Genomic DNA, 22,853 nt, shown 5'->3' on the forward strand with positions numbered 1-22,853 from the left:
CATGAGCAACGAAGAGAATAAAGTCAAAGAAGAAGAGCTGCAGCAAGAATCGGTAGCACAAGAACAGACTGAGGCTGACGTCGTCGGGAGTGAGGCTGATATCGAGTGGAATGAAAGCGATGCCCCAGAGGATGAGCAAGACGCGAAAATTGCCCAGTTGGAAGCGGCGCTACTGACCAGTGAAAGTAAGGTGAAAGAGCAGCAAGATGCGGTCTTGCGTGCTCAGGCTGAGGTTGAGAACATCCGCCGTCGGAGTGAGCAGGAAATCGATAAGGCGCGTAAATTCGCTCTGAGTCGTTTTGCCGAGGAACTTCTGCCGGTGATTGATAACCTTGAACGCGCCATTCAAGCGGCAGACGCTGAGAATGAAGTCATCAAGCCTCTGCTGGAAGGCGTGGAGCTGACTCACAAAACCTTTATCGGGACCATTGAAAAATTTGGTCTCAAAGAGATTAATCCTGAAGGTGAAACATTTAACCCTGAATTACATCAGGCGATGTCTATTCAGGAAAGTCCTGATCATGAGTCAAATACCGTGATGTTTGTGATGCAAAAAGGTTATGAACTGAATGGTCGTGTGGTTCGTCCTGCGATGGTGATGGTTGCCAAATAAGTGCAGCATTATCATGAGATGACGATTTGATTCAATCAAATAGAAAGGTTGGCAGTGCCAACCTTTTTTTATGCCGATCAAAACAGTGTGTTTAATGGTTCCGTCTGGCTATTTTTCCTGCGGTGCAGCCGGAGAGTGGTGGGGTGAAAGGCGGCTTCTTTTCCACTCCCATATCATCAGAACAGCAATGCAGACAATGCCGATCAAACGATAATTGTCGACAAGGAATAGTGTCGCAGCTGCGAATAACAGAAATATCAAGCGGTAAAGTGCTGACATTGGTCGGAACAGGTAGCCTTCAATACCACCGGCAAAAGCAAGAATTAAGGCGATACATCCGAGGATGGATTCCACAAATGCCAGCGGTGTTTCAGTTTGCGTCCAGATCAGGCCGGAAAAAGCCATCATCGCCGGGATCAGGAAAAATCCCTGTGCCAGTTTGAAGGCCTGAACCGCCGAACGCATCGGTGAGGCGTTGGCGATCCCGGCCCCGGCAAAAGCGGCTAATGCAATGGGCGGTGTGACATTGGAGGTCTGCGACAGCCAGAAGACGATCATGTGTGCGGTGAGCAGCGGCACGCCGAGATCCATCAAGGCTGGGACGGCCATCACCGACAGTACGATATAAGCAGCCGTGACCGGCAGCCCCATGCCCAGAATGACGGCTGCGATGGCAATAAACAACAGGGCAGACCAGAGGTGACCACCGGATAGTGAAGTCAGAAACTGAGTAAATTGCAGGCCAATTCCGGTTTGCCCGACCACGCCAACCACGATACCGGCAGTCGCACAGGCGATGGAAATTGGCAGCGCAAGAATTGCCCCTTCTCGCATTCCCTCAAAGACGAGTTTGACACTGATTTGGGTGTGCTTGCGTGTAATGGCCGCGATCAGGATAGCTGCGCATCCGGCAATACCGACCAGAATCGGCGAATAACTCATGATCAGCAATGCGGTGATCATCACCAATGGCAGCAGAAAGTGCCATCCCTGTTTGACAATCCGACCGATTTTTTCCGTTTCACTCATGCCTTGCAGATTGAGCTTACACGCCATCAGATGCACGTAAAGTAATGTACAGGCAAAGTAGAGAATCGCCGGTGCAATCGACACCAGAATAATGTCGCTATAGGGAATGCCGGTAAACTGTGCCATAACAAAAGCACCGGCACCCATGACCGGAGGCATAATCTGTCCACCGGTTGAAGCGGCCGCCTCAATACCAGCCGCTTGTTCGGCTTTGTAGCCGAGTCTTTTCATCATCGGAATGGTCAGTGACCCTGTGGTGACCGTATTGGCAATCGCGGAACCGGAAATGGATCCCAGTGCGGCGGAAGCCAGCACACTGGCTTTGGCCGGTCCGCCTCTTGATTTACCGGCAATCGCAAAGGCTGCATCGATGAAAAACTGGCCGGCTCCGCTGACTTGCAGAAAAGCACCGAACAAGACAAAGACGAATACCACACCGGCGGCAATAGCCAGCGGCGCACCAAACACGCCGTTGGTGGAATAGATGTGAAAGCGGATCATCTCTTCCAATGAAAACCCTTTACTGGCGATGGTATCCGGCAGCACATTGCCAAACAGTGCATAACTGAGAAAAATCACCGCAACCAACACCATGACCATGCCGACCGTCCGGCGGGTGGCTTCTAAAAGCAACAACATGAGGACGAGTCCGGCGTATTGATCTGCCGGTTGCAATCCATCCAGCAGGAAACTGATATCATCATAATCAAATGGAATCACCCGGCTGGCGGCCCAGCAAGTGAGTATGATCAAAATGATATCGAGACACCGCAGTACCACATATTTAGCCGGAGAGGTGGTTTCAATGTGTGCGGCAGGAAATGCCAAAAAGACCAGAATTAAAACCCAGCTGAGGTGGGTGGGTCTGAAGACCGTTGCTGACAGATCGGCGGTGATGCCCTGCCATATCTGGAACACCGTCAGCAAAACTGCGATCAGGCCGGTCACGAGTGTGAGACTGTTGGCGAATTTCGTGTGACGGGATAAAACCTGAGTCATAGCTAACTCCAAATGTCATGATGTAAAGCACAAAATCGATAAAGCACAATCAGGTGACGGGCTTCGGCACAAACTTCGGCGCAAAGTCAGCCACCTGATGGGGTGAATGTTCAGAGATATGTAGTTACTGGTGATGTTCTCGGTAGTATTTCAGAGCGCCGGGGTGAAGTGGTACACCTTCCAGCTTTGGCATATTATCGATGGTCATAAATTTCGTGACCCCCACCGCCTGACGGATTTTGTCGATATTTTCAAAGGCAACTTTGGTCATCTCATAAGCCAGTTTGTCATCCATTTTCTGATTGGTGACCAGAACATTCCAGACCGCAGGAACTTCAAAGGCCGGCACATTCTTATAACTGTCAGCCGGTGCACTGAATGCCTGATAGGATGGATTGGCGGCTGAAATTTTCTTCAGCTCTGCCGGGGTAAAGGAAAGGATGCGGATCTTGCGGGTCAGTGCCAGCTCTGTAATGGCTCCAACCCCGAGACTACCGACAATGACCCCGGCATCAATCTGTCCGTTCGCCAGTGCACTTGTCGTCGCGGTATAGTTCAGTGACTGTGCTTTCACGTCATTTTCCGTGATACCGAGTATGTTCAGAATATTCACAGCACTGACCCGAGTGCCTGAGCCGGGGGCTCCGAGCGAAATCTTTTTGCCTTTCAGATCACTGATAGTATGAATATCGGAATCAGCCGGAACCATGAACTGGACGACATTGGGATAAAGAGCGAAGAGCACTTGTGTCGGCATTTTTCTCGGAAATGGCTTTTCACCCGTATAGGCTTTCAGCGCGACATTCCCCATTGCGATACCAACTAACTGCTTTTGTGTGGCGACTTTGATGATATTTTCCACGGATGCAGCGGTGACTTCGGCGCGCATATTGAAATCAGGGATATTTTCACTCCAGATTTTAGCCAGTGTGCCGCCAAGCGGGTAATAAGTTCCGCTTTGACTGCCTGTCCCTATGGTGTAGTTATTCGCAAAAGCTGGTAGCGCAATACTCAGCCCAAGAATCATCACCCCTTTCTTGACGATGTTGTACATAAGAAACTCCCTGTTTTTCTACGGATATAAAAGAAGTATTTACATTGGGTATGCTCATCACCATGCCGGACATATGTTGTGTGAACACCTGTGAATATAGTGTAAATGTGAATGTTATGTATCGGTTTTGATACCACGATGTTGATATCACTGGGTATAACGGAATTGACAAAATACAAGTTAGGTCACCAAACCGAAGGTAACTTTGTGATGTGTGAGTGAATCATGCGTGAACGGCCGTGATTGATTTTGGCCATGATGGGGTGCCGGGTCGTGCTAAATCGCTATATCCGGCCATAAAACAAGGAAATTTGTATTTTTTTCATTTTTCCCCTTGAAAAGGTATTTTCCGCCCTTATCTAAGGGGCATAGAGAAGCAAACTTCGTTTGTTGAGCGGTGAGTCCGGGGTTGAAACCCGATTCTCGAACCCCATATATGGGGTACTGACAAAACGACAATAGAATTATTCGGAGATGTCCTGATGGGTAAGATCATTGGTATTGACTTAGGTACTACAAACTCTTGTGTTGCTGTACTGGATGGCGGAAAACCTCGCGTTATTGAAAATGCTGAGGGTGAACGTACAACCCCTTCTGTAATTGCTTATACCGACGGTGAAACGCTTGTTGGTCAGCCAGCAAAACGTCAAGCGGTTACAAACCCTGAGAATACACTATTTGCAATCAAGCGTTTGATCGGTCGTCGTTTTGAAGACGAAGAAGTTCAACGTGATATCGAGATCATGCCTTATAAAATTACCAAGGCTGATAACGGTGATGCATGGGTTCAGGTTAAAAATGAAAAACTGGCAGCGCCACAGGTTTCTGCTGAAGTTTTGAAAAAAATGAAAAAAACCGCAGAAGATTTTCTGGGTGAAGCCGTCACCGGTGCCGTAATTACTGTTCCTGCTTATTTTAATGATGCGCAGCGTCAGGCAACAAAAGATGCCGGCCGTATCGCAGGTCTGGAAGTCAAACGGATCATCAACGAACCAACAGCGGCTGCACTGGCCTATGGTCTGGATAAAGAAGGCGGTGACCGTGTTATCGCTGTATACGACTTAGGTGGTGGTACGTTCGATATCTCGATCATCGAAATCGATGATGTTGAAGGCGAGAAAACCTTTGAAGTGCTTGCAACCAACGGTGACACTCACTTAGGTGGTGAAGACTTCGATACTCGCATGATCAATTATCTGGTTGATGAGTTCAATAAAGAGCAAGGTATCAACCTGAAAAATGACCCGTTGGCAATGCAACGTCTGAAAGAAGCGGCTGAGAAAGCGAAGATTGAGCTGTCTTCAGCGCAACAGACTGACGTAAACCTGCCTTATATCACGGCAGATGCGACTGGTCCTAAACACATGAATATTAAAGTGACTCGTGCAAAACTTGAGTCGCTGGTTGAAGATTTGGTTCAGCGTTCTCTTGAGCCAATGAAAGTTGCGCTGGCAGATGCGGATCTGTCTGTGAACGATATTACCGACGTGATTCTGGTCGGTGGTCAGACTCGTATGCCAATGGTTCAGAAGAAAGTTGCTGAATTCTTCGGTAAAGATGCGCGTAAAGACGTCAACCCAGACGAAGCTGTAGCTGTTGGTGCTGCGGTTCAGGGTGGTGTTCTTGCCGGTGACGTAAAAGACGTTCTGCTGCTTGACGTAACGCCGCTGTCTCTGGGGATCGAAACCATGGGCGGTGTGATGACTAAGCTGATTGAGAAAAACACCACGATTCCAACTAAAGCGAATCAAGTGTTCTCAACGGCAGAAGACAACCAAAGTGCTGTAACTATCCATGTGTTACAAGGTGAACGTAAACAGGCGACTTACAACAAGTCTCTGGGGCAGTTTAACCTTGAAGGTATCCAGCCTGCGCCACGTGGTATGCCACAAATCGAAGTAACCTTCGACTTGGATGCTGATGGTATTCTGCATGTGTCTGCGAAAGACAAACAGACCAACAAAGAGCAGAAGATTACGATTCAAGCGTCTGGCGGTCTGAGCGACGATGAAATCGAAAAAATGGTTCAAGAAGCTGAAGCGAATAAAGAAGCGGACAAAAAGTTCGAAGAGTTGGCGGCCGCTCGTAACCAGGCTGACCAAATCGTCCATGCAACCCGTAAACAGGTAGCAGAAGCTGGCGATGCACTGCCTGAGGAAGATAAAGCACAAATTGAAACGGCAATCAGTGAACTTGAAGCGGCAAGTAAGAGCGGCGACAAGGAAGAAATTGATGCCAAGACTCAGGCATTGATGACTGCATCTCAGAAACTGATGGAAATCGCACAGCAGCAAGCACAAGCCCAGCAAGCGGGTGGTGCAGAGCAAGCGTCTGGTCAGGATGATGATGTTGTTGATGCTGAATTCGAAGAAGTCAAAGACGAGAAAAAGTAATCAGTGAATAGTAATTCATTGATATGACTTCAGACCTTTTCAGGTATGATACGGGCGTTTGGGGGAACTCTAACGCCCGTCTGTTTGTAATTTTGGTGTCGATTTAGGTCATGTTTCATCATTGTGTGAAATATCATCTATATCGATACATCTCTACCGGGCGACAAGCGTCGCTTGCAGTAATTAATTGGTGACGAAGAACATGTCAAAACGTGATTTTTACGAAATCTTAGGCGTAAGCCGTGATGCCGCTGAGCGTGATATCAAAAAAGCCTACAAACGCTTGGCGATGAAATTCCATCCTGACCGTAACCCGGGTGATGACACCGCAGCTGATAAGTTTAAAGAAGTAAAAGAAGCGTATGAGGTGTTAACGGACCCACAGAAAAAAGCAGCTTATGACCAGTATGGCCATGCCGCATTTGAACAAGGCGGTGGCGGTTTTGGCGGCGGCTTTGGTGGCGGTGGTGCTGACTTCGGTGACATCTTTGGTGATGTGTTCGGCGATATCTTTGGGGGTGGCCGCCGTGGTGGTGGTCAGGCCCGGGCACAGCGCGGATCGGACCTTCGCTACAATATGGAACTCACTTTAGAAGAAGCAGTCCGCGGTTGTTCAAAAGAAATTGAAGTCCCAACCATGGTGCATTGTGATACCTGTAACGGCAGCGGTGCGAAGAAAGGCACCTCTCCGGAAACATGTGGCACTTGTCATGGCCATGGTCAGGTTCAGATGAGACAGGGCTTTTTTGCGGTGCAGCAGACCTGCCCAACCTGTCATGGTAAAGGCAAAATCGTCAAAGATCCTTGTCGCGATTGTCACGGTCAGGGGCGCAAGCAACAGCGTAAGACGCTCAATGTGAAGATTCCTGCCGGTGTGGATACCGGGGATCGGATTCGTCTTACCGGAGAAGGCGAAGCCGGTGAAATGGGTGCGCCAGCCGGTGATTTGTACGTTCAGGTCCATGTCAAAGAGCACCATATCTTTGAGCGTGAGGGCAATAACCTGTTCTGTGAAGTACCGGTAAGCTTCTCGATGGCTGCTCTCGGCGGGGAAGTAGAAGTTCCGACACTCGATGGCCGTGTCAATCTCAAAGTGCCTGAAGAGACGCAGACTGGCAGAATGTTCCGGATGCGGGGTAAAGGTGTCAAGAATGTTCGTGGTGGTGCCGCCGGTGATTTGATTGTTCGCTTGGTAGTTGAGACACCGGTGAATCTGAGTTCGCGTCAGAGAGAACTGCTGCGTGAATTTGAAGAATCCTGTGGTGGCGAAGCGGCAAGTAAGCACAAGCCCAAGTCAGAAGGGTTTTTCAGTGGCGTGAAAAAGTTCTTTGATGACCTCACGAGCTGAGCAAAACCAAATGATTCGTGTCAAAAAACCTGCTTCGGCAGGTTTTTTTATGTCAGTTCCCCTCCGACAGCTTGATTGCCCTGCATGTCATCATTGAGTATCCGCGTGCATCGATATTGAATCTCGGTGCATGTCTGTTTTTCCGGGCTGTCTGAGCGTGAATATTGTTGGTTGTGACGAACCGGTCATGTAATGATGATGTCTATCATGTCGTTATTTATTTGATATCACAGCAAGATGTTTGGTTTAGCACCGGACGACGCGCATTATTTTTTTATCATAGAGAAAACTCATCGACTGGAAAAAATATGCGCACAGGATTCTCTTTGCTTGAACTTGTTGTGGTGATGGCATTACTGAGCCTTTCACTATTGCTGGTTGTTCCTCAATTTTCCCGACAAATGGAACAGGAACAGTTAAAAACGGCGGTTAGTGAGGTTCAGGCGTTTATATTACGGGCAAGATCACTGGCAATTACCCATCATCAAAATCTGTGGTTACATCTGATTTCTCAATCTCCCTCGCTCACTGACAACGGTATATCACGAAGCTGGCTGTTACGGGTGACGACTGCTGAAGAGCGTCATCAGGGGCAGCATTTACTCACGCTATCCGGGCAACGTTATCGGCAGATCAGCATTCGTTCCGGATTCCCGCAGGATCGGTTATTTATCGATGGTCATTCCGGCAAACTCGGCAATGGCAGCATTACATTTCTGGCCCGCAATACGCCGGAACGACAAATCAAAGTCATTACCTCTTATGGTGCCGGCCGGGTTCGGCATTGCAGTGTCGGTACTGCCATATATGGGTATCCGGCATGTTAGTGAGAGCATGTTACTTACCTGCCCAGCGAGGGGGGACGCTGCTGGAGGTTTTACTGGCAAGTTTAATCAGTAGTGTGTTAATCCTGACGATGAGCCAATTGATTGTGAGCGAAGTTCGTGTGGCTGATCGCCAGAGCCGCACAATGCAGTTACATCAACAGCTACGGGCGTCATTGACTCTGATGAAGCGGAATTTACGCATGGCTGGCTTTAATGCGGCGACTGCAAGCGCGGTGTTTCTGCGTAAAAGTCCGGTACTCACTGATGTGCGTCACGCAACTCATCAGGTGGGATATGTGTCTCAGCAAAGCCTTGGTGGCACAGAGGATTTTCGCCATGTGGTTTATCAACTGACAACCAATTCGGCAGGAGAGGCGGTCTTACGGTTGTGCGAGAAACAACATGATCATCAATTAACGTTTGAGCAAGCGGCATCTTCCGGTGAATCGGGGCCCTGTTTTTCACTGTTTGACAGCGATTGGATCCATGTCGATGCTTTTCAGGTTGATTATCAGCCCCTTGATGGGGGAACCCGTTCGGCGCTCAATACGGGGTGGATCGTCATTCAGTTGCGGTTGTCTTTGGTTCAGGACCCCTCGATTCATGCAACTGCAGAGATTGCATTTTTACAGCGGCATTGGTCATGATGATGTATCTCTACGCCGGGCGGACATTGATTCGGCAGCGGGGCGCTGCAACATTATTGTTAACGACGCTGATGGTGAGTTTGATGCTGATCGTGGCGGGACGCGCTGCATTGCTCAGCCGTTATCAGCTGGCTGAGGTTCAGCATGATATTGAACGTCGTCAGTCATTTTGGCTGGCAGAAGGCGGACTGGAATGTTTATGGGCACAAGTGCGCTCAAATCAAGCCGGACAAACCCTTCCTTCAGCGTGTCAGCCGATAGAACATCAAATTCAGTGGATATCGCCCCGCGAGCAACAACTGACGGTGACTGTCGGGAAGACCACACTACAAAAACGCTACCGTTTACCCTTACCCGATATGGCTGGCTCGGTGAAAACGACCAGCCGGCTGATATTGACGCAACCGGCTGCATTTGCACCGGATGTGGCCCGGTTCAATTTAAGCGGGGATTGGGCATGTATCGCTTTGCGCTATAAGTATGATTTTTATGCCCCCTCGGTCACGACTTATCATCCCGACCAGCTCCCTTATCTTTTATATTCCGGGTTTCCGGTTCATTCAGGACGTTGTGCCGCTTCATATCATTCTGTTGAGCTGCCGGCAAAAAGTGCGCAATCCGATTATCAGTACACCCCCGGCTTATCGCCTTTTCAGGATCTGTTTGGTGTGCCGGTACAGCGGTGGTTTGATGTGATGTCGCAGCCACAGGTCGGGCGAATTCCTGATACATTGAATGATGCTGTGAGTGGCAATCTCCGTTACACAACGGCTTCTGCCTTGCCTCAGGCGCGGCTGAATCAGAAATGTGGCTCCCAAATCGAAGATCTTGTCTGGCGTGGGGAAATGATCATCTGGGTTTATGGCGGGTGCGTGTTGTCTGATCCGGATGTTCAGCGAATCAATACGGCGATTCAGACAAAATTTCCTCGGCAGGGCATTATCCTACTGATTCAGGATGGGGTGGTCGGTATTGAAAGTCATCACCCGCTACAAGGTATGCTCTATCAATTTATTTCGCCGCAACATCCGGCTATGGTATTTCAAAGCTGGGGCGACACCGCATTGCAAACGACACTCATTGAGTCTTTAGTATCACTGAAACCACAATTTAGTATTACACCTGAGCAAGTGAGTTACTTTCAACATGGCTCATTCTATCCTGCGGGCGGTCTGGTATTGGATGCCGATCGTCATTTTGCGGTGGTTCAGGGGCGTATGGATTTTCATTATCGACGCGATTTGTTGATGACGCCGCTCAGCCTGATTCGTCCTGCGCGATGGCTCGGAGGAAGCTGGAATGAACGCTAGTGATAAAAAGCCATGTTATCCATCTGGCTGGCGGGGGAATACTTTACTCGAAGTGATGATCGCTTTAGTCATATTGAGTCTGGGGATACTGACGGTCGGGCAGTTACAGCGGCTGACGATGTTTCAGACCCGGGATGTTTTTCAGCGAACACAAGCGCTTGATCTTGCCAGTCGTACTCTGGAACGGCTCCGAACGCATCGTTCCCGGATAACCAGCGACCAGATAAACCCTGATCAGATAAACCCTCGCCGGGCAGTCGGATCGGTATCTTTTGAACGAATCAGGACGGGGCTGGATTGTGGTACTCAGGCGCCTTTCTGTATCGACATACAGGTTGGCCCTCCATTATTTCACGGTGATTTGAAGCCGGTGCAGGTGGTTGTCAGTTGGCGGGGACACACGGGGAAAACGCATCAGGTTACGCTTTCCACCATGATTTCGCGATTCAATGAATTTGAACCACGAATACCTAAGTACGCTGTCCCAGCAGATATAACGCATGGAACTGCAAATGTGACTCAATAAAACTTTGAATGAAGTAATAGCTGTGATCATATCCGGGGTGAGACTGATAGGTGAGCTCACAATGTTGATGATCAGCGACTTCGAGTAAATCCCAGGGTTTCAACTGCTCTTCCAAAAACGGGTCCATTTCCCCTTGATCAATTAAGATGGGGATCGGGCAGCCTTTTTGTTTCAGGAGTTCTGTCGCATCATAGTTTTGCCACAGCGTCTGGTCGTCTCCCAAATAAGCATGGAATGCTTTTTGTCCCCAAGGGCAGGCCACCGGATGACAAATAGGGCTGAAGGCTGAAATGGCACGGTAGCGATCAGGATTTTTAATACCAATCGTCAGTGCGCCATGTCCCCCCATGCTATGTCCTGCGATGGAGCGCTCAGACGTGACAGGGAAATTCTGCTCGATGAGTGAGGGAAGTTCATTCACGATATAATCATACATTTGGTAATGCTGATCCCATGGGGATTGCGTCGCATTGAGGTAAAATCCGGCACCGAGTCCGAGATCATAGTCTCCTTGCCGGTCATCCGGAACGCCTTCTCCTCTTGGGCTGGTATCTGGTGCCACAATCGCCATGCCGAGCGCGGCTGCTTTTTGGAATGCTCCTGCTTTCTGCATGAAATTTTCATCCGTACAGGTGAGGCCGGATAACCAGTAGAGCACCGGAACCGGATGACTGTCACTCGCATCGGGGGGTAAATAGATCGCAAAACGCATCGTACAGTTGAGTACGTCGGAAGGATGTGTGTACTGTTTGTGCCATCCACCAAATACTTTTGACTGGCTGATTTGTTCTAACATGTCAGGCTCTCCTTTTCTCGTCCCCGGTTCGGCTGAGCCGGGGACGGGCACATCAAATTATGGTTTAAAGTGAACCACAGAACGAATACTGTCACCTGAATGCATCAGGTCAAAGGCGTCGTTAATTGCGTCTAACGGCATGGTATGGGTGATAAATTCTTGCAAACCAAATTCACCGGCAAGATATTGTTCAACGATACCGGGCAGCTGAGAACGGCCTTTCACGCCGCCAAATGCGCTGCCGCGCCATACCCGGCCTGTCACCAGCTGGAATGGGCGTGTGGAGATTTCTTGTCCTGCACCGGCGACACCGATAATCACGGATTCTCCCCAGCCTTTATGACAGCACTCCAGTGCCTGACGCATCACATTGACATTACCGATACACTCGAACGAAAAGTCCACGCCGCCGTCGGTCATTTCAACAATCACTTCTTGAATCGGTTTGTCGAATTTTTGAGGATTAATACAATCGGTCGCGCCCAGTTGTTGTGCGAGTTCAAATTTCTTCTCGTTAATATCGATACCGATAATCCGGCTGGCACCGACCATTTTTGCGCCGATAATCGCGGATAGACCAATCCCGCCCAGTCCGAAAATTGCGACGGTGTCACCTTTTTGAACCTTGGCCGTATTGATTACTGCGCCCATACCGGTGGTCACGCCACATCCGAGCAAACAAACCTCTTCCAGTGGCGCTGATTTGTTGACTTTCGCCAGCGAGATTTCCGGTAAGACGGTGTATTCAGAGAATGTCGAACATCCCATGTAGTGATAAATTGGCTCGCCGTCTTTATAGAAACGGGTTGTACCATCGGGCATCAAACCTTTGCCCTGTGTTTCACGCACAGCCTGACACAGGTTTGTTTTGCCGGAAGTACAAAACTTACACTCTCCGCATTCCGCGGTATACAGTGGAATGACATGATCTCCCACTTCAACACTGGTCACGCCTTCGCCAACCATTTCAACAATACCGCCACCTTCATGGCCAAGAATAGACGGGAATATGCCTTCTGGATCTTCACCGGACAGTGTGAATGCATCTGTGTGACAGACACCGCTTGCCACGATACGTACCAGAACCTCACCGGCTTTGGGGTACATGACATCGACTTCTTCAATGCTGAGTGGCTGGTTCGGCCCCCAGGCAACGGCCGCTTTGGACTTGATAAATTTCTGCTCTGACATGTTCTTCCTTTCCTGTCTCTCAGGTGATTGGGATCGTGTGATAAATCACGGTGAAATTGAGTATAGTTCTTTTCTTATATTTTATAATCAAGTAAAAAAGAGAATGACTTTTACAATATGGTAATAATAAATCATGGCAATATGGGATGGTGTCAGCGAATTTGTCGCCGTTGCTGAGACGGAAAGTTTTACCCGGGCGGCACAGAAACTTACGACATCGGTGGCTAATGTCAGTCGTCGAGTGGCAGCGTTAGAAGAACGTCTGGCGATTAAACTGTTGCTGCGTACAACCCGCAAGGTGTCATTGACAGAAGCGGGGCAGGTTTATTACCAACAATGTAAACAGTTAGTGGAAGGTCTGGAACATGCCGAACGGACCGTGACGCAAATGCAGCAGATGCCGATCGGGCGATTGAAAGTAACGGCTCCCGTGACCTACGGAGAGCAGAAAATTGCTCCATTGTTGCATGACTTTTTGCAACGTTACCCGAAACTGGAGTTGGAACTGGTACTGACCAACCGGCAGCTGGACTTGATTGAGAACGGGGTTGATCTGGCGATTCGACTCGGACAATTACATGACTCCAGCTTTGTCGTCAGGAAGTTAAGTCCCCGGCGGCTGCATGTCTGTGCGGCACCGGCATATCTGGCGCAATATGGCGAGCCGTACACATTAACGGAATTGTCTAAACATCAGTGTCTGGTCGGAACTTATGATCACTGGCGTTTCAAAGATCATCATCATGCCCGTTCGCTGGGTATCCGGGGACGAATCCGTTGTAATAGTGGTGTGGTGTTACTGGATGCGGCATTAAAAGGGATGGGGCTTGCTCAGTTACCGGATTATTATGTGGCACCTTATCTTGCCAGTGGTCAATTGGTTGAAGTCTTGGCCCGTTATCGGGATGACCGGGAAGGTGTCTGGGCGCTGTATCCGCAAAACCGACATATTTCACCGAAGGTCCGTTTACTGTCTGACTATCTTTATGAAGCGCTCTCAGAAAAGCCGGGACACGGTTAATATCAACGTGAAACATCCCGCGCCGATTCGGGTATAATGCGCGACAAGAGTAAATGTAAAAAATAGAGGATTCATGCAGACGCAACATTTTTCTGCTGACGATGAACGGTTTATGCGCCGGGCGATCCAACTGGCACATCAAGCGGAACTGGAAGGGGAAGTCCCGGTCGGTGCCGTACTGGTCAAAGACGGGCAGATTATTGCAGAAGGTTGGAATCGGTCAATCACCACGCATGATGCAACAGCGCATGCGGAAATTCAGGTTTTGCGTCAAGCCGGGCAAGTGTTGGAAAACTACCGGCTGGTGGATTCAACTCTGTATGTCACGCTGGAGCCTTGCCCGATGTGTGCCGGGGCGTTATTACACAGTCGGGTGAAACGGATTGTGTTTGGCGCATCGGACTTGAAAGCCGGTGCAGCAGGCACGGTGATGAACCTGTTTGAAAGTGATGCCGCTTACCATTATGCGCAGATAGAACCGGGGTTACTTGAAACGGAATGTCGCGAGCAGTTACAGTGCTTTTTCCGGCGGCGTCGGCAGGAGATCAAAGATCAGAAGCGTCAGCAACGGGAGAATGACCAATCCGGTGAGCCGTCAGTCTGAACCGGGATATCAGCCGGGTGTACCGATATGGGGTGTGCATCGGTGTACCGAATTCGGTGACATCAGTAACAAGTATTGCTTGTGAAACATTACCTGTAAAAAAATAGTCTCTGTAAAAAATAGTCTCTGTGAAAAAGTAGTCTCTGTAAGAAAGGAATGCTGGGGAAAATGACACAAGTAAAGCGACAAAAGCAGAAGTAAACGGATGATAATGACGGGGCTTCTGCGGGGAGCTTAAAGCGAGGGAAGTCGTTGGGAGAGTGTGCTGTCTCCTTCTGATTATTCTGGGAAGGAGACCTCTGTGGTTACTCGGTATAATTACTCGATATGATGACGATATTCCCGGTGTGGGATACGGATTCAGGCTTGTGAGTCAATCCACTCAGGCTGCCTGATGCGTAAAAGCCCGGTGACGAGCAAAAATTTTCTTTTTATTGTTAGCTAACTTACGTTTGCGGTGAATCGCTGCTGTTGTCCGCCATAAATGCTTGGACTTCATTCGTCTTTTCAGCATGGATTACCTCCTTTCAAAAATACCAATAAATAGTCAGTACAATCTCTTCTTGATAGCCTTCAATCGGCTTCAAGAATCAGACAATTGTCTTTTACAGATGTATTATGACCGGAAGATGAACCCGACGAACGTCGGGTATTCCTGAGGGCTGTTGACTTTAACATTAAGAAAATTACATCACGAAAAAGCAACAGCTCCTAATATGTAAGGGTTTCCATACCAAAAATCAAGCCTTGAATCCGGTTATTGTGTCGCGGTCTCACTGGTATCGTCGGTTGTGGCTGTATTTTCATCGGATTCTATATCTTCAGCCGCACTATCTTGCTCTGTGGCTTCGTCTGCATCAGGGATCATCGCCTGAATGACGGTCAGATCATCGACACTGGTACTATCGCTATCGGCCACTGTTTTGGCGTTGATGTGTCCGATCATACTCTGATAGTAGCGGCGGATATTTTCGACATACGCGAGCGCTTCATCTCCCCGGGCGTAACCATAACGGGTCTGGCTGAAATAACGGCGCTTTCTCAACAGAGGAAGGCGATCTTTCACATCTCCCCATGCATTTGGATCACCGCCTTGCTGTTTGGTCAGGTGACGTGCATCCATCATGTGTCCGTACCCCATATTATAAGAGGCCAAAGCGAACCAGATCTTCTCATGATCGGGAATGGAATCCGGCACGCGGCTGACCATTCGGCGCAGATATCTGACACCCCCTCGGATCGACTGTTCCGGACTGAGCCGGTTGGTGATCCCAACGGATTTTGCGGTCGTCAGGGTGAGCATCATCATACCCCGGACGCCGGTTGGTGACTTGGCTCTTGGGTTCCAGTGCGACTCCTGATACGACAATGCAGCGATGAGACGCCAGTCGAATTCACCTGAATATTTTTGAAATAGCGGGGTCCATTGGGGAAGTCTGCTGTCCAGTGCCCGGATAAAGGCTCTGGTATCGACATAGTCAAATGTCCCGACATGACCGATATATTTTTCTTCCAGTGAAGCGATTGTACCGGCTTGTTTCTGATTACCGAAAAATTCAATCATCAGTGCATAGAGACTTTCATCATCCGAACGACGAATGAACCAAGAGATCGGCTGATCATCGGTAATCTCAAATGCGGTGGCTAAATCGGGATAGATTCGTTGTGCAAGAGAGATTTCAACGGAGTCAGCGATCGTGAACATCAATTCTCCCTGAGAGACTTCTTTGAGCAAATCATGAACATCTGAATCCGATTCAATCTGGAACTGAAACTGAGGATATTTCTTTTTGAGTCGTGTCAGCGTCTGCTCAAAATGAGAATCATCAACAACATTTAATACTTTATCTTGTTCAGGGGTATTTAAGAGTTCTTGTTGTTTCTGAATCAATTGAGACATATTACGCGGGTGCCACTGTCCCTGACGATAGACGACTTGTTGGCTGACATAGTAATAAGCAGGGCCGGGGCGGAATTTCTGGATGCGTTGAGTATTTTGGATTTGACCGGCGGCAATGATATCGACTTCTCCTTTTTCCAAAGCAGGAAAAAGCGACGCCACACGATAAACGGGTTTCATTTCCAGTTTGACACCGAGGGATTTGGCAAATTCGCGTGCCAGTTCATAATCCATCCCCGATGGCCCTTCCGGCCCGATAAAATAGGAAAGCTGATTGTTGAGGGTCCCGACACGTAACACGCCTCGCTCACGGATCTGGTCGAGTTCACTTTTCGGTTTAGAGTCAATCTGACAGCCGCTGAGTAAAGTTACCATGAATACAAAAGCGAGGATGTTACGGGCCTGACGTTGGAATATTCGGATCATGTACAGCTTATCTCTTCTCATCATGATGCTTTTATATCAAAGCGCCACCGAATCGCAACTTTTTGATGTATAAAATGGTAAATTATGTCGTTGTGAATAAGATGAAAGCGAGAGATTTCAAAATTCATGAAAAAAATGACGCAAACGGTTGCGTTTGGTGTTACATCACAAAAATAATTCCTTTATAATGCGCCGCACAATGTCGTTAAAATTGGTATGCATTCAACTCTTTTCAATTTAATTGCTTGAATTTATTCCAATACTATCTTAACCAACAGCAACAGAGACCTAAGCACATGAGAATTTTCCGTGGCTCCCCAGCGCTTTCTGAATTCCGGGTAAACAAACTTCTTGAACGGTGTCGCGAACTGCGCTTACCCGTGACTGGTATTTACGCAGAATTCATGCACTTTGCTGATCTGACCGCCGATTTGGATCGTCAAGAAACAGAGAAGTTAGAAAAATTGCTGACTTATGGCCCGACCATTGAAGAGCATCAGCCAGAAGGTTTATTGTTGCTGGTTACGCCGCGTCCGGGCACGATTTCCCCATGGTCATCGAAGTCGAGCGATATTGCACATAACTGCGGCCTTGAGAAAGTCAAACGTTTGGAACGGGGTACGGCTTACTATATTGAGTCCTCGGCAACCTTGACTGAAGCAGAGCAAAGCACACTGAAAGCATTACTTCATGACCGCATGATGGAAGTTGTGTTTACCGATTTGGAATCGGCTGCTCAGCTATTTCATAGTGCGACTCCGGCACCGGTCACAGCCGTTGATGTCTTGGGCGGCGGGCGCAAAGCTCTGGCTGAGGCCAATCTGACTTTAGGACTGGCACTGGCTGAAGATGAAATCGACTATCTGGTCGAGAACTTCACCAAACTGGGGCGTAATCCAAATGATATTGAGCTGATGATGTTTGCTCAGGCAAACTCAGAACATTGTCGGCATAAAATCTTTAACGCGGACTGGACGATTGATGGCGTTCAACAAGAAAAGTCCCTGTTTAAGATGATTAAAAATACTTATGAAACGACTCCCGATTATGTTTTGTCGGCATACAAAGATAATGCCGCAGTCATGACCGGCTCTAAAGTCGGACGTTTCTTCCCTGATCCGCAGACCCGCCAGTACACCTATCATACCGAGGATACCCATATCCTGATGAAGGTGGAGACCCATAACCACCCGACCGCTATCTCACCTTGGCCCGGAGCCTCGACCGGAAGCGGCGGTGAAATTCGTGATGAGGGCGCAACCGGGATTGGCGGGAAACCCAAAGCCGGTCTGGTTGGCTTTACCGTCTCTAACTTGCGTATTCCGCATTTTGAACAGCCGTGGGAGACCGATTTCGGTAAACCGGGCCGGATCGTCAATGCACTGGATATTATGATTGAAGGCCCATTGGGCGGCGCGGCATTTAACAATGAATTCGGTCGTCCGAATTTGTTGGGCTATTTCCGGACCTATGAAGAGAAAGTGACGTCTCACGCCGGTGAAGAAATCCGGGGTTACCATAAGCCGATTATGATTGCCGGTGGGATGGGGAACATTCGCGAAGACCATATCCAGAAGAAAGAGATTCCGGTCGGAGCCAGTCTGATTGTGTTGGGTGGCCCGGCAATGAACATTGGTTTGGGCGGCGGCGCTGCCTCTTCGATGGCGTCCGGTCAGTCGGCTGAAGATCTCGACTTTGCGTCGGTGCAGCGGGAAAACCCTGAAATGGAACGCCGCTGTCAGGAAGTGATTGACCGCTGTTGGCAGTTGGGTGAGAACAACCCGATTGCCTTTATCCATGATGTCGGTGCCGGTGGTATTTCAAATGCGTTGCCGGAGCTGGTCAATGACGGAGAGCGTGGTGGTAAATTCCAGCTACGTGATGTGCCGAATGATGAGCCGGGGATGAGCCCGCTGGAAATCTGGTGTAATGAATCGCAAGAGCGTTATGTGCTGGCGGTTGCGCCTGAGCATATGGAAGCCTTTGATGCAATCTGTCGCCGTGAACGTGCCCCTTATGCGGTGGTCGGTGTCGCGACGGAAGAACGTCACCTGACACTGGAAGATTCACATTTTAACAACACGCCAATTGATATGCCGATGGATATTCTGTTGGGTAAACCGCCGAAAATGCATCGCGAAGCCACCACGCTGAAAGTGCAGGGGACGGCACTGGATCGCAGTGGTATCGAGTTGAATGAAGCGGTTGAGCGTGTGTTGCGTCTCCCTGCCGTGGCTGAAAAAACCTTCCTGATTACCATTGGGGATCGTTCGGTTACCGGCATGGTGGCACGCGATCAGATGGTCGGCCCGTGGCAAGTTCCGGTTGCCAACTGTGCGGTTACCACCGCCAGCTTTGATACCTATTGTGGCGAAGCGATGTCGATGGGCGAACGGACACCGGTGGCATTGCTTGATTTTGCTGCCTCTGCGCGTCTGGCCGTGGCGGAGTCGCTGACCAATATTGCGGCGACCGACATTGGCGACCTGAAACATATTAAATTATCGGCCAACTGGATGTCTCCGGCAGGCCACCCGGGCGAAGACGCGGGTTTGTATGAAGCCGTGAAAGCGGTCGGCGAAGAATTATGTCCGGCCCTTGGCCTGACCATCCCGGTCGGTAAAGACTCTATGTCGATGAAGACCAAGTGGGATGAGGCCAACGGTGAACAAAAAGAAGTCACGTCACCTTTGTCACTGATTATTACCGCGTTTGCCCGGGTTGAAGATGTGCGTAAGACGGTGACGCCACAATTGCGCACCGATCTGGGAGAGACGCGACTGATTGCGATTGATCTGGGCAACGGGAAAAATCGCCTCGGTGCAACAGCATTAGCGCAGGTATACAAACAGTTAGGTGACCAACCGGCTGACGTGGATGATGCGCAACAACTGAAACGTTTCTTTGATGCGATTCAGGCTTTGGTTCGGATGAACAAACTGATGGCATACCACGATAAAGGGGATGGCGGTCTGTTTGTGACGCTGGCAGAAATGGCATTTGCCGGCCACTGCGGCGTCAATGTTGATATTACCGCGCTGGGCGATGATGTCCTTTCGGTGCTGTTTAACGAAGAACTGGGCGCAGTGATTCAGGTACATGAACAGGATATAGACTTTGTTCTGAGCACGCTGGAACAGCTGGGCCTGCAAAACTGTTCACATGTGATTGGTACTGTGGAAGATTCAGACCGTGTGGTGGTGACGCAACAGGGGCAGGTGGTTTATGAGCGTTCCAGAACGGAACTGAGAACTATCTGGGCTGAAACAACCTATCAGATGCAAGCCCTGCGGGATAACCCGGACTGTGCAAAACAAGAGTTTGCTGCCAAGCAGGATAATACCGATCCCGGATTGAATGTCCATCTGAGCTACGATATTCATGAAGACGTGGCTGCGCCGTTTATCAACACCGGCACCAGACCAAAAATGGCTGTATTGCGTGAACAAGGGGTCAACTCTCATGTTGAAATGGCTGCCGCTTTTGAACGAGCTGGTTTCGATGCGGTTGACGTGCATATGAGTGATGTACTGGCGGGCCGTATCACTTTAGAACAGTATCAGGGATTAGTGGCTTGTGGTGGCTTCTCTTATGGTGATGTTTTAGGTGCCGGCGAAGGTTGGGCCAAATCGATTCTGTTCAATACGCAAGCCAGAGAGATGTTTGAAGGATTCTTCAATCGTCAGGATACATTCGCTCTGGGTGTGTGTAACGGATGTCAAATGTTATCGAACCTCAGAGATTTAATCCCGGGCGCTGATTTATGGCCGCGGTTTGTCCGTAATGAGTCGGAGCGTTTTGAAGCGCGTTTCAGTCTGGTTGAGGTTCAACCATCTGATTCCGTGTTCTTGAACGGTATGGCGGGATCACGGATGCCGATTGCTGTGTCTCATGGAGAAGGCCGGGTTGAAGTGCGTGATCTGGCGCATCTCACGGCGATTGAACAGTCAGGGACCGTGGCACTTCGCTATGTCGATAATCATGGACAACCGACCCAGCAATATCCGAATAACCCGAATGGTTCACCGAATGCGATTACCGGTCTGACCACCACCGATGGCCGTGTGACCATCATGATGCCTCACCCGGAGCGTGTTTTCCGTACCGTCGTGAACTCATGGCATCCTGATTCGTGGGGTGAAAATGGTGCTTGGATGCGGATGTTCCAGAATGCCCGGAAAAATCTTGGCTAACGTCTGAGTCAGCACATCACAAATACGAGAGAAATCCCTTGTCAGTCGGCGAGGGATTTTTTTTTTGCTTATTTTATGTTGTTAAATTGTTTCATAAGTAAATATTTTGCTCACTTTTTTTTACATATTTTCTGGCGGCATCTGCTAAAAAAATTATTAAAATTAATATTATTATCTACATTATTTCAGTTTTTAGATGCTTAAATCTAAAATTGACCGAGATCATTGGTTTTTAATGCTTATTTTTGTTGATTTGTTGGTTGAAAGCACTGTATTGTCTGCATAAATAACAACGTTAATTTTTGCAGAGGATAAGGATATGTTGATCGGTGTACCTAAAGAAATTAAGAACCATGAATACCGCGTCGGGATGACGCCTGCGAGCGTGAAGGAATTAACGAAAAGAGGACATCACATTTTGGTTGAGACCTTAGCGGGTGATGGTATCGGCTTCTCTGATCAGGATTATATCGATGCCGGTGCCTCGATTAGCCCCAATGCCGCGAAGGTTTTCGCTGAAAGCGACATGATTGTAAAGGTGAAGGAACCTCAGGCGGGCGAGCGTGCGATGTTGCGGGAGGATCAAATCCTGTTTACTTATCTCCACCTCGCCCCCGATGCCCCTCAGACCCACGATTTAATACAAAGTAAAGCGGTCTGCATTGCTTATGAAACCGTCACCAGTGCGAACCGAACCTTACCGCTGTTGGCTCCGATGTCCGAAGTCGCCGGGCGAATGTCGATTCAGGCGGCAATGACTTCATTAGAAAAATCACACGCAGGGCGTGGGTTGTTATTGGGCGGTGTTCCCGGGGTTGAGCCAGCCAAAGTGACGGTGATCGGGGCGGGCGTAGTGGGACGTAATGCCGCACAAATGGCAGCCGGTTTAGGCGCTGAGGTTGTGATTATCGATAAAAATATTGATGCTCTGCGTGATATCGATGCGATTTATCAAGGAAAAATCACTACGGTTTATTCCACAGCCGATGCGATTGAGAAGCATGTTTTATCGGCTGATGTTGTGATCGGCTCGGTATTGCTCCCCGGCGCAGAAGCCCCGAAACTGATTACCGCAGAGATGGTGAAAAAGATGAAGTCAGGTGCGGTATTGGTTGATGTGGCGATTGATCAGGGGGGCTGTGCTGAAACATCGAAAGCGACCACGCATCAGGAGCCGACCTATATTGTGGATGAAGTGGTGCATTACTGTGTCGCCAATATGCCCGGCGGGGTTGCCCGGACGTCGACGGTGGCTCTGAATAACGCCACACTGCCTTATATTATCGCACTGGCTGAAAAAGGTTACCGGGCGGCACTGCTTGCTGACGAACATTTCCTGAATGGGCTGAATGTGTGTCACGGTCAGCTGACCAACCGCTTTGTTGCAGAAAGCCACGGTTTAGATTATGTCGATGCCAAGGTTGCTTTAACCGGTTAATGGCGAATTGCACATTGCTGTAATCCTTGTGATGATTGCCGGTGAGCGGTTGAGTTTCAATCGCTCACTTGTGCTTTATTTCCTCTCTGTACCATTCATCGTCTGATTTCAGGCCTGCTATCCAGTTCAACCTTTTCATCCGGTTTACTATTCACTAGAGAGCACCGCCACGGTTCTCTGCTTTGTGGGATACCTGTTTTTCATGCCGGGTTACAGGATAGATTTCTTCTATAGAATGGATAGGTCGAAACCATTATCACTTTCAGTGGTCTATTCCTATACTGGAATCTGGTTGAGCAGATTGCGAAAGAAGGATTCCTTATGTCTGAGCCGTTACGTGAAAAAATAGTCAGTATTGATAATCAGGTTGCGTTCGGAGCGACGTCTCACTACGAAAGTGAACCCTGTCAATCCTTCGCTTGTCATCAGTATTTATTGGTTGAATCACTTGCCAGTGAAACGCCTCAATCTTACTCATTCTGGGATATGTTCTTTTTTTAATTTTTCGATAAAACATGTTGGATGGAACGTTTCAGGT

Annotated in this window: 18 protein-coding genes; 12 read left to right on the plus strand and 6 right to left on the minus strand. The window is 49.0% G+C overall.

All coding sequences use genetic code 11. The features are described from left to right. Position 1: 1 nt before the first annotated feature. The gene (grpE, locus tag OCV37_RS04455; RefSeq protein WP_038182140.1) at positions 2-613 is read left to right on the plus strand and encodes a nucleotide exchange factor GrpE; all 612 of its coding nucleotides are present in this window, start codon (positions 2-4) and stop codon (positions 611-613) included. A 108-nt stretch (positions 614-721) separates the two neighbouring features. On the opposite strand, the gene OCV37_RS04460 is transcribed toward grpE, so the two are convergent. Then, entirely contained in the window at positions 722-2,641 is a 1,920-nt protein-coding gene (locus tag OCV37_RS04460) for a TRAP transporter permease (protein ID WP_051680590.1), read from the minus strand. A gap of 124 nt (positions 2,642-2,765) precedes the next feature. After that, positions 2,766-3,695: a TAXI family TRAP transporter solute-binding subunit gene (locus OCV37_RS04465; protein ID WP_038182138.1), complete on the minus strand. Its 930-nt coding sequence runs from the start codon at positions 3,693-3,695 to the stop codon at positions 2,766-2,768. 482 nt (positions 3,696-4,177) lie between these two features. Here OCV37_RS04465 and dnaK point away from each other — a divergent pair, with 482 nt between their 5' ends. The 6 genes from dnaK (at position 4,178) to OCV37_RS04495 (ending at position 10,746) form a co-directional block, all read left to right on the plus strand. After that, positions 4,178-6,088, plus strand: a complete 1,911-nt coding sequence (dnaK, locus tag OCV37_RS04470) for a molecular chaperone DnaK (RefSeq protein WP_038182136.1) — start codon at positions 4,178-4,180, stop codon at positions 6,086-6,088. A gap of 202 nt (positions 6,089-6,290) precedes the next feature. Then, positions 6,291-7,436: a molecular chaperone DnaJ gene (gene dnaJ / locus OCV37_RS04475; protein ID WP_038182135.1), complete on the plus strand. Its 1,146-nt coding sequence runs from the start codon at positions 6,291-6,293 to the stop codon at positions 7,434-7,436. A 308-nt stretch (positions 7,437-7,744) separates the two neighbouring features. Continuing rightward, the gene (locus tag OCV37_RS04480) at positions 7,745-8,263 is read left to right on the plus strand and encodes a pilus assembly FimT family protein (RefSeq protein ID WP_157634998.1); all 519 of its coding nucleotides are present in this window, start codon (positions 7,745-7,747) and stop codon (positions 8,261-8,263) included. Then, positions 8,257-8,910 carry a PilW family protein gene (locus tag OCV37_RS04485; RefSeq protein ID WP_051680588.1) on the plus strand — a complete coding sequence of 218 codons (654 nt, stop codon included), beginning with the start codon at positions 8,257-8,259 and terminating at the stop codon, positions 8,908-8,910. Before OCV37_RS04480 ends, OCV37_RS04485 begins: the two co-directional genes overlap by 7 nt. Further along, complete coding sequence (locus OCV37_RS04490; RefSeq protein WP_157634996.1) at positions 8,907-10,220, plus strand: hypothetical protein; 1,314 nt, start codon at positions 8,907-8,909, stop codon at positions 10,218-10,220. The genes OCV37_RS04485 and OCV37_RS04490 overlap by 4 nt, the downstream gene beginning before the upstream one ends. Then, the gene (locus OCV37_RS04495) at positions 10,210-10,746 is read left to right on the plus strand and encodes a type IV pilus modification PilV family protein (RefSeq protein WP_157634994.1); all 537 of its coding nucleotides are present in this window, start codon (positions 10,210-10,212) and stop codon (positions 10,744-10,746) included. The genes OCV37_RS04490 and OCV37_RS04495 overlap by 11 nt, the downstream gene beginning before the upstream one ends. Here the strand turns inward: OCV37_RS04495 and fghA are convergent. Further along, positions 10,691-11,542 carry an S-formylglutathione hydrolase gene (fghA, locus tag OCV37_RS04500; RefSeq protein WP_038182127.1) on the minus strand — a complete coding sequence of 284 codons (852 nt, stop codon included), beginning with the start codon at positions 11,540-11,542 and terminating at the stop codon, positions 10,691-10,693. The genes OCV37_RS04495 and fghA overlap by 56 nt on opposite strands. Before the next feature lie 57 nt (positions 11,543-11,599). Beyond that, positions 11,600-12,733: an S-(hydroxymethyl)glutathione dehydrogenase/class III alcohol dehydrogenase gene (locus tag OCV37_RS04505; protein WP_038182124.1), complete on the minus strand. Its 1,134-nt coding sequence runs from the start codon at positions 12,731-12,733 to the stop codon at positions 11,600-11,602. A gap of 133 nt (positions 12,734-12,866) precedes the next feature. Between OCV37_RS04505 and OCV37_RS04510 the strand changes: the two genes are divergently transcribed. Continuing rightward, positions 12,867-13,754: a LysR family transcriptional regulator gene (locus OCV37_RS04510; protein WP_038182121.1), complete on the plus strand. Its 888-nt coding sequence runs from the start codon at positions 12,867-12,869 to the stop codon at positions 13,752-13,754. A gap of 73 nt (positions 13,755-13,827) precedes the next feature. After that, positions 13,828-14,358: a tRNA adenosine(34) deaminase TadA gene (gene tadA, locus OCV37_RS04515; RefSeq protein WP_038182117.1), complete on the plus strand. Its 531-nt coding sequence runs from the start codon at positions 13,828-13,830 to the stop codon at positions 14,356-14,358. Between the two features lie 382 nt (positions 14,359-14,740). Here the strand turns inward: tadA and OCV37_RS04520 are convergent, their stop codons facing one another. Together OCV37_RS04520 and mltF are read right to left on the minus strand one after the other, a co-directional pair. Next, the gene (locus OCV37_RS04520) at positions 14,741-14,872 is read right to left on the minus strand and encodes a hypothetical protein (protein WP_261888120.1); all 132 of its coding nucleotides are present in this window, start codon (positions 14,870-14,872) and stop codon (positions 14,741-14,743) included. Positions 14,873-15,115: 243 nt separating this feature from the next. Next, on the minus strand, positions 15,116-16,684 hold the full coding sequence (gene mltF / locus OCV37_RS04525) for a membrane-bound lytic murein transglycosylase MltF (protein ID WP_051680587.1): 1,569 nt from the start codon (positions 16,682-16,684) through the stop codon (positions 15,116-15,118). A gap of 296 nt (positions 16,685-16,980) precedes the next feature. Here mltF and purL point away from each other — a divergent pair, with 296 nt between their 5' ends. From purL to OCV37_RS04540, 3 genes are all read left to right on the plus strand, one after another. Beyond that, on the plus strand, positions 16,981-20,877 hold the full coding sequence (gene purL, locus OCV37_RS04530; RefSeq protein WP_038182113.1) for a phosphoribosylformylglycinamidine synthase: 3,897 nt from the start codon (positions 16,981-16,983) through the stop codon (positions 20,875-20,877). A gap of 319 nt (positions 20,878-21,196) precedes the next feature. Beyond that, positions 21,197-22,315 carry an alanine dehydrogenase gene (gene ald, locus OCV37_RS04535; protein WP_038182111.1) on the plus strand — a complete coding sequence of 373 codons (1,119 nt, stop codon included), beginning with the start codon at positions 21,197-21,199 and terminating at the stop codon, positions 22,313-22,315. Between the two features lie 321 nt (positions 22,316-22,636). Continuing rightward, positions 22,637-22,816 carry a hypothetical protein gene (locus OCV37_RS04540; protein WP_038182108.1) on the plus strand — a complete coding sequence of 60 codons (180 nt, stop codon included), beginning with the start codon at positions 22,637-22,639 and terminating at the stop codon, positions 22,814-22,816. Positions 22,817-22,853: the final 37 nt, after the last annotated feature.

Source organism: Vibrio rhizosphaerae (genome assembly GCF_024347095.1).
Lineage (GTDB): Bacteria > Pseudomonadota > Gammaproteobacteria > Enterobacterales > Vibrionaceae > Vibrio > Vibrio rhizosphaerae.

Bases quoted from the DNA above. Each gene is read 5' to 3' on its own strand.
- OCV37_RS04480 (WP_157634998.1), top strand. From the start codon at position 7,745: ATGCGCACAGGATTCTCTTTGCTTGAACTTGTTGTGGTGATGGCATTA.
- OCV37_RS04490 (WP_157634996.1), top strand. From the start codon at position 8,907: ATGATGATGTATCTCTACGCCGGGCGGACATTGATTCGGCAGCGGGGC.
- dnaJ (WP_038182135.1), top strand. From the start codon at position 6,291: ATGTCAAAACGTGATTTTTACGAAATCTTAGGCGTAAGCCGTGATGCC.
- OCV37_RS04465 (WP_038182138.1), bottom strand. From the start codon at position 3,695: ATGTACAACATCGTCAAGAAAGGGGTGATGATTCTTGGGCTGAGTATT.
- fghA (WP_038182127.1), bottom strand. From the start codon at position 11,542: ATGTTAGAACAAATCAGCCAGTCAAAAGTATTTGGTGGATGGCACAAA.
- grpE (WP_038182140.1), top strand. From the start codon at position 2: ATGAGCAACGAAGAGAATAAAGTCAAAGAAGAAGAGCTGCAGCAAGAA.
- OCV37_RS04510 (WP_038182121.1), top strand. From the start codon at position 12,867: ATGGCAATATGGGATGGTGTCAGCGAATTTGTCGCCGTTGCTGAGACG.
- ald (WP_038182111.1), top strand. From the start codon at position 21,197: ATGTTGATCGGTGTACCTAAAGAAATTAAGAACCATGAATACCGCGTC.
- dnaK (WP_038182136.1), top strand. From the start codon at position 4,178: ATGGGTAAGATCATTGGTATTGACTTAGGTACTACAAACTCTTGTGTT.
- OCV37_RS04520 (WP_261888120.1), bottom strand. From the start codon at position 14,872: ATGCTGAAAAGACGAATGAAGTCCAAGCATTTATGGCGGACAACAGCA.
- OCV37_RS04540 (WP_038182108.1), top strand. From the start codon at position 22,637: ATGTCTGAGCCGTTACGTGAAAAAATAGTCAGTATTGATAATCAGGTT.
- OCV37_RS04460 (WP_051680590.1), bottom strand. From the start codon at position 2,641: ATGACTCAGGTTTTATCCCGTCACACGAAATTCGCCAACAGTCTCACA.
- purL (WP_038182113.1), top strand. From the start codon at position 16,981: ATGAGAATTTTCCGTGGCTCCCCAGCGCTTTCTGAATTCCGGGTAAAC.
- OCV37_RS04505 (WP_038182124.1), bottom strand. From the start codon at position 12,733: ATGTCAGAGCAGAAATTTATCAAGTCCAAAGCGGCCGTTGCCTGGGGG.
- mltF (WP_051680587.1), bottom strand. From the start codon at position 16,684: ATGATCCGAATATTCCAACGTCAGGCCCGTAACATCCTCGCTTTTGTA.
- OCV37_RS04485 (WP_051680588.1), top strand. From the start codon at position 8,257: ATGTTAGTGAGAGCATGTTACTTACCTGCCCAGCGAGGGGGGACGCTG.
- OCV37_RS04495 (WP_157634994.1), top strand. From the start codon at position 10,210: ATGAACGCTAGTGATAAAAAGCCATGTTATCCATCTGGCTGGCGGGGG.
- tadA (WP_038182117.1), top strand. From the start codon at position 13,828: ATGCAGACGCAACATTTTTCTGCTGACGATGAACGGTTTATGCGCCGG.